The sequence below is a fragment of the Caballeronia pedi genome (genome assembly GCF_001544915.2).
Lineage (GTDB): Bacteria > Pseudomonadota > Gammaproteobacteria > Burkholderiales > Burkholderiaceae > Caballeronia > Caballeronia pedi.
On sequence record NZ_FCOE02000002.1, the window covers coordinates 227,632 to 240,296 of the forward strand.

10 protein-coding genes are annotated in these 12,665 nt (G+C 66.2%); 8 read left to right on the top strand and 2 right to left on the bottom strand.

The annotated features are described in order from the left end of the window. The first annotated feature begins 40 nt into the window (after nt 1-40). Nucleotides 41-1,159, top strand: coding sequence for a 3-deoxy-7-phosphoheptulonate synthase (locus AWB80_RS03660; protein ID WP_061173524.1), 1,119 nt, complete (start codon nt 41-43; stop codon nt 1,157-1,159). 59 nt (nt 1,160-1,218) lie between these two features. On the opposite strand, the gene AWB80_RS03665 is transcribed toward AWB80_RS03660, so the two are convergent. Continuing rightward, nucleotides 1,219-2,763, bottom strand: a complete 1,545-nt coding sequence (locus tag AWB80_RS03665) for a methyl-accepting chemotaxis protein (protein WP_061173280.1) — start codon at nt 2,761-2,763, stop codon at nt 1,219-1,221. Nucleotides 2,764-3,000: 237 nt separating this feature from the next. On the opposite strand from AWB80_RS03665, the gene AWB80_RS03670 reads away from it, so the two are divergent. The 6 genes from AWB80_RS03670 to AWB80_RS03695 all read left to right on the top strand — a co-directional run bounded on the left by AWB80_RS03670 (nt 3,001) and on the right by AWB80_RS03695 (nt 10,286). Further along, the gene (locus tag AWB80_RS03670; protein WP_061173281.1) at nt 3,001-4,002 is read left to right on the top strand and encodes an FUSC family protein; all 1,002 of its coding nucleotides are present in this window, start codon (nt 3,001-3,003) and stop codon (nt 4,000-4,002) included. A 22-nt stretch (nt 4,003-4,024) separates the two neighbouring features. Beyond that, nucleotides 4,025-5,245, top strand: a complete 1,221-nt coding sequence (locus tag AWB80_RS03675) for a hypothetical protein (protein ID WP_061173525.1) — start codon at nt 4,025-4,027, stop codon at nt 5,243-5,245. A 38-nt stretch (nt 5,246-5,283) separates the two neighbouring features. Further along, on the top strand, nt 5,284-5,922 hold the full coding sequence (locus AWB80_RS03680) for a Vgb family protein (protein WP_061173282.1): 639 nt from the start codon (nt 5,284-5,286) through the stop codon (nt 5,920-5,922). An 80-nt stretch (nt 5,923-6,002) separates the two neighbouring features. Continuing rightward, nucleotides 6,003-8,282 carry an EAL domain-containing protein gene (locus tag AWB80_RS03685; protein WP_061173283.1) on the top strand — a complete coding sequence of 760 codons (2,280 nt, stop codon included), beginning with the start codon at nt 6,003-6,005 and terminating at the stop codon, nt 8,280-8,282. 46 nt (nt 8,283-8,328) lie between these two features. Next, complete coding sequence (locus tag AWB80_RS03690; protein WP_061173284.1) at nt 8,329-8,982, top strand: hypothetical protein; 654 nt, start codon at nt 8,329-8,331, stop codon at nt 8,980-8,982. 86 nt (nt 8,983-9,068) lie between these two features. Further along, entirely contained in the window at nt 9,069-10,286 is a 1,218-nt protein-coding gene (locus AWB80_RS03695) for an MFS transporter (protein WP_061173285.1), read from the top strand. On the opposite strand, the gene AWB80_RS03700 is transcribed toward AWB80_RS03695, so the two are convergent. Further along, the gene (locus tag AWB80_RS03700) at nt 10,228-11,220 is read right to left on the bottom strand and encodes a LysR family transcriptional regulator (RefSeq protein WP_061173526.1); all 993 of its coding nucleotides are present in this window, start codon (nt 11,218-11,220) and stop codon (nt 10,228-10,230) included. The two genes, AWB80_RS03695 and AWB80_RS03700, sit on opposite strands and share 59 nt — an antisense overlap. Nucleotides 11,221-11,343: 123 nt before the next feature. Between AWB80_RS03700 and AWB80_RS03705 the strand changes: the two genes are divergently transcribed. Next, entirely contained in the window at nt 11,344-12,657 is a 1,314-nt protein-coding gene (locus AWB80_RS03705; protein ID WP_061173286.1) for an MFS transporter, read from the top strand. Nucleotides 12,658-12,665: the final 8 nt, after the last annotated feature.

Sequence of the window (12,665 nt, forward strand, 5' to 3'; positions counted from 1 at the left end):
TCCCTGAATTTTGCATCAATTACGCATGACGGAGCTTATCTTGACCCGCATCGACAATCCCTCCCGCGATCAGGAGGCAGGCGTGGCCGACTCCACGCAAGACACGACCCGTATCGACGACACGCGCATCGGCGCCGTGCGTCCGCTGATTTCGCCCGCGTTGCTGCTCGACGAATTGCCGGTTACGCCCGGCGTGCAGTCGCTGGTCGAAGAGAGCCGTGCGGCGATCGCGAACATTCTGCATGGCCGCGATGACCGGCTGGTCGTCGTGGTCGGACCGTGCTCCATCCACGATCACGATCAGGCGATGGAATACGCGCAGCGCCTGAAGACCGTCGCCGACCGGCTGCGCGACGATCTCTTCATCGTGATGCGCGTGTACTTCGAGAAGCCGCGCACGACGGTGGGCTGGAAGGGCTATATCAACGATCCGCGTCTGGACGGCAGCTTCCGCATCAACGAGGGCCTGCGCCGTGCGCGCGAGCTGCTGCTCGACATCAGCGGCCTGGGCCTGCCGACCGCGACGGAGTTTCTCGATCTGCTGAGCCCGCAGTACATCGCCGATCTGATCGCGTGGGGCGCGATCGGTGCGCGCACGACCGAGAGTCAGAGCCATCGGCAGCTTGCGTCGGGCTTGAGTTGCCCGATCGGTTTCAAGAACGGCACGGACGGCGGCGTGCAGGTCGCGGCGGACGCGATCGTCGCGGCGCGCGCGAGCCATGCGTTCATGGGCATGACGAAGATGGGCATGGCGGCGATCTTCGAGACGCGCGGCAATGATGATTGCCACGTCATCTTGCGGGGTGGGACGAAGGGGCCGAACTATGATGCGCAAAGCGTGGCAGCTGCGTGTGGCGCGCTGGCCAAACTCGGGCAGCGCGAGCAGGTGATGATCGATTGCTCACATGCCAATTCGAACAAATCGCATCTGCGGCAGGTGGATGTTGCGCAGGATATTGCGCGGCAACTGGAAGCGGGCGAGCGGCGGATCACCGGGGTGATGATCGAGAGCCATCTGGAAGAGGGTAGGCAGGATTTGAAGCCGGGCGTGCCGCTGAAGCACGGCGTGTCGATTACGGATGCGTGTCTCGGATGGACCCAGAGTGAGCCGGTGCTGGAGTTGCTTGCCGAGGCGGTGAGGAAGCGGCGCGGGGGGTGAAGGAACGAAGCTTCGGGTTTGTCGCCGGGATCAGCCGGCGACTTCACCACTCGCCGGCGTCAGCCCGTCACCTCGTGCAGACGAAACGTCTCCACCGCCGTCCGCAAAGCCCCAGCCTGATCTTCCAGCGACTGCGCCGCCGCCGCAGCTTCCTCCACCAGCGCCGCGTTCTGCTGCGTCACTTCATCCATCTGCGTGACCGCGCGCGCCACCTGCTCGATGCCGCTGCTCTGCTCTTCCGATGCAGCCGCGATCTCGCCCATGATGTCGGTCACGCGCTGCACCGCCGTGCTGATCTCGGTCATCGTGCGGCCCGCCTCATCGACCAGCGCGGTGCCCGATTGCACGCGTTCGACCGAATCGTCGATCAGTTCCTTGATTTCCTTCGCCGCCGCCGACGAGCGCTGCGCAAGTGAGCGCACTTCGCCCGCCACGACCGCGAAGCCGCGTCCTTCCTCGCCCGCGCGCGCCGCTTCCACCGCCGCGTTCAAGGCGAGAATGTTGGTCTGGAACGCGATGCCTTCGATGATCGTGATGATGTCCGCGATCTTCGACGAACTATGGTTGATCTCGCCCATCGTCGTCACGACCTGCGACACGACATGGCTGCCCTTGCCCGCGATCTCCGAAGCATTCGCCGCCAGCACGCTCGCCTGACGCGCGTTGTCGGCGTTCTGCTTGACCGTGCCGGTGAGCTCATCCATGCTCGACGCGGTTTCCTGAAGCGCCGACGCCTGTTCTTCCGTGCGCGAAGAGAGATCCACGTTGCCCGCCGCGATCTGCTTGGTCGCGGATGCAATCGATTCGCTGCCGCCGCGCACCGTGCGAACGGTTTCGATGAGGCTCGCCTGCATGGTCGCGAGACCGTGCAGCAACTGGCCCATTTCATCGTTCGACGTCACCTTGACGCTGCGGCGCAGATCGCCGGAAGCGATGGCATCGAACTGGGCGAGCGCGGCATCGAGCGGACGGGAGATGCGGCGGCGCAGCGAGATCCACGTATAGAACGCTGCGGCCACGCCGACCAGAATCGCGACGATGCAGCCGATGCGGAACATGCCGAAGATTTCCTCACCTGCGTCATACGAGGCCTTGGCCTGTTCGAATTGCAGCTTGCGCAGCGCGGCGCCCGTCTTCGCAAAGTCGTTGAACGCGGCCTGCATCGCGCTCGCATCGGCGAGGATCTTCGCCTGATCCTTCGCGCGCACGTCGGCATAACCATCGTCGATCAGCTTTTGCAGCGCGAGACGCTGCTCGTTGAATTTGTTCGCGAGCTGCTTTTCGTCGGGGCCTTGCGGCAGACCGGCGTAAATGGTCCATGCGTCGTCGGAGGTCTTGCGCATCAGCGCGCCGCGGCCGATGGCGTCTTCCGCGCCCGGCGTGCCGACGTTCAGCGCCGCACGGTCGAAGCTCAGGCGCTCGCGCGCCATGAACATTTCCGCATTGCCGACCGACACCGCGCTCGGCATTTCATTCGTGAAAAGGTTGTGCGTGACCGAATTGGACCGGCTCATGCCGATCAGCCCGACCATGCCGATCGCGATCAGCAGCGCGCTCAGAAGCGTCATGGCCAGGGCCAGTCGGCCTTTGATTGTGGAAAACATAGCTCTCTCAAGGTGGCTGCATCGCAGGGACGCGAGCGCGGGGGCGGCGATGCTTCGCCTGCTGCGCGGCCGATGAAACCCATCGGCTGGCCTGTATAACGACCGCGCAGCGAGCGCCTTTAGGGAATGCTTAAAAGCTACGAAACGCTTACAGCGCGCGTTCGCCCCTGATTCAGGGGCTTTCGGTTTGAAAACCGTTCTACACTTCATGCGGATTCACAATCGATATGTCCGCGTATGCCCGCCGATGCGCCGCAGCAATTCCGTCTCGCCAGCGAGATCAAGGTCTGGACGCTCCTGTACGCGGCCATCGCGCTGTTGCCGTTCGTCGTGCTCGCGCTCGCCACCGGCAACGCGATATGGATGAAGGCGTCGCTGCTCGCGATCGGCGCGGTCATCGCGGAGGACAAGCTCGCGCTCAGGCCGCCCGGTGTCATCGCGTATGGGCTCGCGGTGATCGCCGGAACGTATCTGCTGCTGCTGGCCGAACTGGTGCCTGCGTTTTTCGTCATCGCGTGCATGACGCTCGCGGCGGGCGTGATCCTGTTTGCATCGCGCGGAAAGAAGCTGCGCGCGCTCGGCAACTGGACCTTCCTTCCGGTGCTGATCCTCGCGAACGAACTGCATGGCGGGCGCACTGTCGATGCGTTGTTGCGCGAGACGCCCGCGTATCTGCCGTATCTGCTCGTGGCGCTCGTGCCCTCGGTGATTTCCGCGACGATACGCTCGCGCGGCAAGCCCGCTGCGCGCTGGTCCAATCTCGACGATTTCGGCCCGCGCGCGCCCTTCGGCGAAGATCTCGCCGCGATGCTCGCGGGCGTGGGCATCGCGGCGATGATGGTCGTGTACTGGCATATGGATCGCGCGCAATGGGTGATCTGGGGCGCGGCCAGCATCGTGACGGGCACGGTGGATACGGCGCGCGTGAAGCTCAAGAATCGCGCGTTCGGCGTGATGACGGGCGTGCCGATCGGCATCGTGCTCGGGCGTTATGTCGTGCCGCATTCGAGCATCGCCGTCACGCTCGCGACGCTCGCCGTGTTTCTCACGCTGGTCGCGTTCCAGCGCTATGTCGTCGGATATTTTTTCCGCTGCGTGTTCGTCACGCTCGCGATCATGCTGGCGAATCAGTCCACCGCCGATGCCTTCGAGCGAATCACGCATGTGCTCGCGGGCGGCGTGATCGGCATCGTGTGCGTGCTCGGCGTGCATGCGGCGGCAAGCCGTCTGTCGCGATGAAGGCGGTCTTGGCGGGACGCGCATGGATTCGCTGATCACGGCGGCCGCGCGCGCGCTCGCGGCGGGCGACCCGCTCGGCGCGCTGAACCGCATCGCGCTGCGCGAGGATGCGGGCGCGCTCGCGTTGCGCGGCATCGCGATGGCGCAGCTCGGCGATTTCGTGCGTGCACGCGCGCTCGTGAAAAGCGCGGCGCGCGCGTTCGGCACCAAAGAGGCGCTGGCGCGCTCGCGCTGCATCGTCGCGGAGGCGGAGATCGCGCTCGCATCGCGCGATCTCGCGTGGCCCGCGAAAGCGCTCGATCACGCACGCGCGATTCTCGACGCGCATGGCGACCACGTGAACGCCGCGCATGCGCGCTATCTGGAAGTGCGTCGCGCGCTGCTCATCGGACACATCGACGATGCCGCGCGCATGCTCGCCGAACTGGAACCCGACACGCTGCCGGCTGCGTCGCGCACCGCGCATGAACTGATCGCGGCGGGCATCGCGATGCGCCGTCTTCAGACCGGCGCCGCCCACGCCGCGCTCGAACGCGCGACGCAAGCCGCGCGGCAGGCGGCGATTCCCGCGCTCGCCGCCGAAGTCGAGAGCGCGTGGCGCATCCTGAACACGCGCGCGGCGCGTCTCATCGTGCAGGGAAAAGAGCGTCTGCTCCGGCTGGACGAAGTGGAGGCGCTGTTCGCATCGAATGCATTCGTCGTCGATGCGTGCCGTTCATGTGTGCGCGAGAACGGCGCGTCGATCTCGCTCGCGACGCGCCCCGTGCTGTTCGCGCTCGCGCGCATGCTCGCGCAGTCCTGGCCCGGCGATGTGCCGCGCGATGCGCTCATCCTGCGCGCGTTTCGCATCAGGGAAGCGGACGAGACGCATCGTGCGCGGCTGCGCGTCGAGATGGGCCGCTTGCGCACGATGCTGCGCGCGCACGCGGGCATCGATGCGACGCCGCGCGGCTTCGTGCTGAAACCGCGTCACGCGCGCGAGGTGGCCGTGCTCGCGCTGCCGGTCGAAGACGAATACGCGCCGCTGCTCGCCTTGCTGTCCGATGGCGAATCGTGGTCGAGTTCCGCGCTTGCGATCGCGCTCGGCGCGAGCCAGCGCACCGTGCAGCGTTCGCTCGATGCGCTGGCCGCGAGCGGCAAGGTGCAATCCTTCGGACGCGGCCGCGCGCGCCGCTGGACCACGCCGCCGATGCCCGGATTCACGACGGCCTTGTTACTCCCCGTCGAACTCGCGAGTGATTAGCATGAAGTCACGATCAACGACGCACGGAGGATAACGACATGAAACGCGCAAAGGCGGAAATCATTCGCGAATACGGACCTTTTGCGGATATCGAAGGCGTACATGGCGTGACCTGGGACGGTGAGCGCGTGTGGTTCGCCGCCGGCGACACGCTCAATGCCTTCGATCCCGAGAGCGGAGAAAAGGAGCGCACGCTGAACATCGCGGCGCATGCGGGCACGGCCTTCGACGGCGAGCATCTGTTTCAGATCGCCGAAGACCGCATCCAGAAGATCGATCCGAAGACAGGACGCGTGCTGTCGACGATTCCCGCGCCCGGCGGCGGCGCCGATTCGGGTCTCGCGTGGGCCGAAGGCACGCTCTGGGTCGGGCAATACAACGCGCGCAAGATTCATCAGGTCGATCCGGAGAGCGGCGCGATTTTGCGCACCATCGAGTCGAATCGCTTCGTCACCGGCGTGACGTGGATCGACGGCGAACTGTGGCACGCCACCTGGGAAGGCGACGAGAGCGAACTCAGGCATATCGATCCGCAATCCGGCGATGTCATCGAGCGGCTCGACATGCCCGAAGGCATGGGCGTATCCGGGCTCGAATCGGATGGACACGACCGCTTCTTTTGCGGCGGCGGGCGCACCGGAAAGGTGCGGGCCGTGCGCAAGCCCAAGCGGGGCTGAGGTCCCGATCCTTACTAAAGACTTCCGCTACCTGGCCGATAAACACCGATACAAGCAATCAGCGCAACAGGGCCACAGCGGTGCAGAGCAAAGCGACCGATTTCCTCGGAATCATCGGCGAGAACGTCGCCAGGAACTTGCCGTACATCGAACACGCGCGCCGTTTCGATGGACTCGGTCTCGCTCCGCTCGGCGTGCTCTTCGCCGCGTTCGGCACCTTCTTCGTGCCGCTGCCGTGGAGCGTGACGCTCGCGGCGCTCGTGTTCGGCGCGATGCTCGTTGTGCATCGGCTGCAGGAGGCGAACCGCAAGATCTTTGTCGCGCGGCAGGTCGCGAACGGGCTGCTTTCCATCGCCGAGGATTGCCTCAAGCTGCTGTCGCTCGAAGGCCGCATCATGTGCATCTCCGAGATCGGCCGCGGCCTCATCGAAGCGGACTGCGCCGACGATCTCGTCGGTCTCGACTGGCTCGCGCTATGGGACGGCCCCGATGCGCGGCAGGCGTTCGAGCGCGCGAAGACGGGCGAATCGACGTCGTTTTCCGGCGCGTGCCGCACGATGAACGGCAAGCTCAAATGGTGGACGTCGACCTTCGCGCCCGTGTACGGCGAGCACGGCAAGGTCACGGCCGTGCTGTGCAAGTCGCGCGACATCACGGCGGAGGTGATGCTCATCGACGAATTGCGTGGCAACGCGCGCGTGCAGAAGGACATGGAAGATCACGTCGACGCCGTGTTCTGGACCGCGACGCGCGATTTCCGCGAGCTTCTGCACGTGAGTTCGGCGTTTCAGCGCATGTGGGAAATGCCGATGTCCGCGCTCGAAGCCGATCAGACCGCCTGGTCGCAACGCGTGCATCCCGAAGACCTGCCCGCATTGCGCGACGAAATGCGCACGGCGGTGAACACGGGCGCGGCGACGCAGAGCTATTTCCGCCTCTGTCTGCCGCACGACCGAACACGCTGGGTGCGCGCGGACATCTATCCGGTGATCGAGGAAGGCGCGGTGTCGCGCGTGGTGAGCGTGTGCGTCGACGCCACCGACGAACGCCAGCGCCTGCAGGAATTGCATCGGCTCGCGAACACCGACAGCCTCACCGGCCTCAGCAACCGCAACGCGATGATGGAAGCGCTTTTGAAGCGCTGCGAATCGGGCGCGCCGTTCGCGTATCTGTTCATCGATATCGACCGCTTCAAGTCGATCAACGACACGGCGGGCCATATCGCCGGCGACGCGGTGCTGCGCACCATCGCGCGGCGCATTCAGGAGACGCTGCCGGAAGGCGCGGTGGCCGCGCGTCCGGGCGGCGACGAATTCACCGTGATCCTGCCCGGCACGTTCGATCAGGAGAGCATCGCGCGGGCGTGCCGCAAGCTCTCGCTCGCGTGTCATCGTCCGATCAAGATCGACTGCAAGAGCCTGACGATGACATGCTCGATCGGCGTCGCGCTGTATCCGGAGCACGGACGCACGCCCGAAGCGCTTTTCATCAGCGCCGACATGGCGATGTACGCCGCGAAGCGCGCCGGCCGCAACACGTTCCGCGTGTTCGGCGATCGCGAGAAGGACGATCTCGCGCGCGCGCATCTCGAAGCGGAACTGCACGGCGCGATCCGCGAGAACCAGTTTGTGCTGCATTATCAGCCGCAATATCGCGTGGATTCGGGTGAGCTCGTCGGCGTCGAGGCGTTGCTGCGCTGGAATCATCCGCAGCTCGGGCTGCTCGCGCCCGGCGCATTCGTGCCGGTTCTGGAGGAAAGCGCGCTCATCGTCGAGGCAGGGCATTGGGTCATCCGCGAGGCGGTGCTGGCGGCGTCGCAACTCGCGCTCGCGCTGCCGGCGGCATGCTCGGTCGCGGTCAACGTGTCGCCGAAGCAGTTTCGCGACCCGCGCCTCGTGTCCGTGCTGCGGCACGCGATCAGGCGCGGCTGCATCGATTCGGGCCGCATCACGCTGGAAATCACGGAGTCGGCGCTGATCGACAATGTCGACCACGCGCAGGACGTGCTGTCCAACGTCCGCGCGATGGGCGTGCGCATCGCCATCGATGATTTCGGCACCGGCTATTCGAGCCTCAGTTATCTCGCGCGGTTCCGGCCGGACGTGCTGAAGCTCGACAAATCCTTCGTCGACAATATCGCGACCGACGTGATGGTGCGCACGGTCGTGGAAGGCGTGATCGATCTCGCGCACAAGCTCGGCGTGACGGTCGTCGCGGAAGGCGTCGAGACGCGCGAGCAACTCGACCTGCTGCGCGAAGCGCGCTGCGACAAGGTGCAGGGCTTCCTGCTGAGCCGTCCGGTCCGGCTGGAAAGCCTGATGGAGCAGGCGCACGCGCAGGAAGCCGCGACGCTGCGCTGACGCGCGTATCATCGCGGCATTCGCGCATGCGAGCCGGAGACAATCGATGAAAACATCATCCTTACGCGTTTCACTGGCCGTGCTCGGCTGCGCGATCAGCACGCTCGCGCTCGCCGACGCCGCGCCGCCATGTCCGGGCGTGAACGAGGCCAACGCAGGCAGGCTGGTTCAGGTGCGCGACTTCACGCCGGTGAGCCAGCAAAGCAGCGCGTCGCATTTTCCCGGCTCGCGGCTGCGCGCCGCGCGCAATTCGATGAAGGTCGATCAGAACGCATCGGCGCTGGCGGACGGCATCGTCAAGGCGCTCAACGCGAAGGGCATCGGCGCGTGTCATTTGACTTCGCAATCGCCGCCGCCCGGGTCGGGCTGGCTCGTCACCGGCGAGTTCGACGAAACGCTGTCCACCGGACTCGGCGCCGGATTGCCGTCGATGGGTTCGTCGGGCAAGGGCGCGCCCAACACGCACGTCACCGTGCAGCTTGCCGATCTCGCGGCGAGCCCGGACGCGCCGCTCACGCAGATCGACACGAGCGGCGAGCTAAAAGGGCAGAAGTCGGCGGCCGCGCCCAAGCCTTACGGCGCGGCGGCGCGCTTCGTCATCAATACGGCCGAATCGATTTCCTCGCTCGACGATCTCGCGGCTAAGATCGCCGATCAGATCGCGGCGGAAAAGGCGAAGCTCGAAAGCGGCGCGCAATAAGCCGAATCACGGCGCAAGAACTGGAGTGCCGGCGCGCGCCGCATCCGTGAGGATGGGTCATCCCATCCCGTCACGGAGCCACTTCGATGCGCTTTCCCGCTTCCTTTCAGCGCCTGGCCTGGTCGAATCTGCTGGCGCAATCGGCTGAGCAGATCGGCCTTGCCGCCGCGCCCCTCGCCGCCGTGTTCGCGCTCGGCGCGTCCGCGGTCGATATCGGCCTGTTGCAGAGCGCGCAGACGCTGCCGTTCCTGTTGCTTTCGATGCCGCTCGGCGTGATCGCGGATCGCCGCTCGCGCCGCGCGCTGATGACGGTGGCCGAATGCGCCCGCGCGCTCGCGATGCTCTGCGTGCTGCTGCTCGTGCTGTCGCACGCATTGACGCTGCCGCTGCTCGCGCTCCTCGGCTTTCTCGGCGCGACCGGCACGGTGGCCTACAACGTCGCCGCGCCCGCGCTCGTTCCGGCGCTGGTCGAGCGGACCGCGCTGCCCGCCGCCAACGGCCGGATCGAGCTGGCGCGCAGTGTCGCGTATTCGGCGGGGCCGGCGCTGGGCGGACTGCTCGTCGGATGGATCGGCGCGGGATGGGCGTACGGTTGCGCGGCGGGGCTGTCGGCATCGGCGGCGATGCTGCTCGCGGGTTTGCGCGAACCGCCACGCCAGCGCGCCGCCGCGCGCCATTTCCTGACGGAGTTGCGCGAGGGCGCGCGCTTCGTCGCCCGCGACGCGCTGCTGCGCCCGATGCTCGCCACCGCCGTGTTCTTCAACATCGGCTTCTTCACGTTGCAGTCGGTCTATGTGCCGTACGCGGTGCAGCGGCTCGGCTTGAGCGCGTCGGCGGTCGGCGTGACGCTCGGCGCGTACGGCGTCGGCATGGTATGCGGCGCGCTGGCCGCGCCCGTGGTCGCGCGGCGCGTCGCCTTTGGCCGCATGTTGCTCGTCGGGCCGTTCTGCGGGCTCGCCGCATCGCTCGCGATGGTCGCGACGCTCGCCGCGCCGTCATTCTGGCTCGCGGCGTCGAGCTTCTTCCTGCTGGGCGTGGGACCGATTCTGTGGACCGTCGGCTCCACGACGCTGCGCCAGGCCATCACGCCCGCGACCATGATGGGCCGCGTCTCGGCGCTCAACAGCACGGCGACGTACGGCGCGCGGCCGCTCGGCGCGCTGCTCGGCGCGGCCATCAGCGCGCGCTACGGCATGGGGCCGTGCCTCGTCGCGGCGGCGGCGGGGTTCGTGGTGCAGGCGTGGATCATCGCGGTTTCTCCGGCGGCGCGTCTCGCCGAGGTGCCCGAAGGCGCGCTCGTTTGACGGGCGAAACAGGCGAACTGGGCGGCCGCGCGAACATCGGCATGCGTTCGAGAATCCAGTCGAGCAATTCCTGCGGTCCCGCCGCGAGTGGCCGCCCGGTCTTCACGAGCAACTTTGCCTGCGCGCTTTCGAACAGCGGATGCGCGATCGGAATCGTCGTCAGCTCGCCGCTCGCCAGTTCCCGATACGCGGCGAACTCGCCGATCAGCGTCATGAAATTCTCTGCCGCGACGAAGCGCTTCAGCGCGCCGAGCGAGTTCGTCGTGAGCGTCGGGCGGATCGCGAGATTGTCGGTCGTCTCCAGCATCTTCACGACATGCCCGATGCCGAAGGTCGGCGGCATCAGCGCGAGCGGATAGTCGAGCAGATCGCGAATCTTCGCGTCGCCGCCGCGCCGCGCCAGCGGATGGTCGCGCCGCGCGAGCAGCACGACCGGCTGCGGCGAACTCGCGCGAATTTCGATGCGCTCGTGCGGCGGCGGGTTGTACGCGAGCCCGATATGCGCGCGGCTCTGTGCGACTTCTTCCAGAAGGTCGTCGACGGCGAGCATCTGCACGTCGATTTCCAGGCACGGGTAGCGCGCGCAGAACGGCGCGAGCACGTCGTCGACGAGCGTATCGACATAACCTTCGCTCACCGCGAGCCGAATCTGGCCCTGCTGCAAACCCTTCAGCGCGTGCAACTGGTCTTCGAGCCTTTCCTGCTGCGAGCGGTAGCCGCGCCAGAATTCGAGCAGATGAAACGCCGCCTCGGTCGGCCGCACGCCGCGCGGTTCGCGCTCGAACAGCGTCGTGTCGAGTTCGTCTTCGAGCAATCTGATCTGCCGCGCGATCACCGAAGGCGACGTATTCAGATGGTCCGCCGCGCCGCGAATCGTGCCGTGCGACAGCACTTCCTGAAAATAGCGCAGCCGTTGCTGATTGATTTCCCGCATGGTCATTGACTCCGTGTTGCTCACAGAGCAACGATACGTGAACTTAGTTGCTCTTGCTCGCACAGTCGCACGCGCTCAACATGGCCTTACCCGAAGACGGGGGAGACAAACCAGGAGACGCGGATGTCGACGATTCAGACCCTGCGAGGCGGCGATGCCGTTTCGGCGCTCTACAACAGAATCAACTGGCGGCTCCTGCCGCTGCTCATCGTGTGCTACATGTTCGCGTATCTGGACCGCGTGAACGTGGGTTTCGCGAAACTTCAGATGCAAAGCGATCTCGGCTTTTCCGATGCAGCGTACGGCGTCGGGGCCGGGATCTTTTTCATCGGCTATGTGCTGTTCGAATTGCCGAGCAACCTGATGCTGCCGAAGATCGGCGCGCGCCTCACGTTCAGCCGCATTCTCGTGCTGTGGGGCATCACGTCGGCGTGCATGCTGTTCGTGCACAACGTGCCCGCGTTCTACGCGATGCGCTTTCTGCTCGGCGTTTTCGAAGCAGGCTTCGCGCCGGGCATGATCTATTACCTGTCGTGCTGGTACGGGCCGAAGCGCATGGCCCGCGCGATCGCGCTCGTGTTCGTCGCGGGGCCGCTCGGCGGTGTCGTCGGCGGGCCGCTGTCGGCGTGGCTGATCTCGTCGCTCGCGGGTGTCGGCGGACTGGCGGGATGGCAGTGGATGTTTCTCATCGAAGGCCTGCCGTGCATCGCGCTCGGTGCGCTCGTGTGGCGCGTGCTCGCAAACCGTCCGGCCGATGCGCGCTGGCTCACGCAGGACGAACAGCGTCTCGTCGAAGCGGAAGTCGGCGGTCATGGCGGGGCGTCGCACCGCATCGATTCGTTCCGGGAAATCGCGAAGAACCCGCGCATCTATCTGCTGGCGATCGCGTACTTCTGCATCATCTTCCCGATCTACGCGATCAGCTTCTGGCTGCCGACGCTCATCAAGGAGCAGGGTGTCAGCGATACGATCCGCCTCGGCTGGTATGCCGCGATTCCGTATGTCGCCGCCGCAATCGCGATGTACGCCGCCGGACGACGCTCCGACAAGGTCGGCGAGCGCCGCTATCACTGCGCGCTGCCCGCGCTCGGCGCCGCAGCGCTGCTGGTGATGACGCCGTATGCGTCGGGCAATCTCGTCGCGACGCTCACGCTGCTCACGCTCGCCACGGCCTGCATGTGGATGGCCTACACGGTCTTCTGGGCGATTCCGTCCGAAACGATTGCCGGTCCGGCCGCGGCGGGCGGCATCGCGCTCATCAACACGATCGGCCTGTCGGGCGGCTTCTGGGGCCCGGCGGTGATCGGCTGGGTCAAGTCCGCCACCGGCAGCACGAACGGCGGCCTCGTCGTGATGGCGTGCATGGCGGCGCTTTCATGCGTGCTGATTCTGACGAACAAACACAAAGTTGCCACCGCCAGCGCGCGCACGGCCTGAACCTCAAT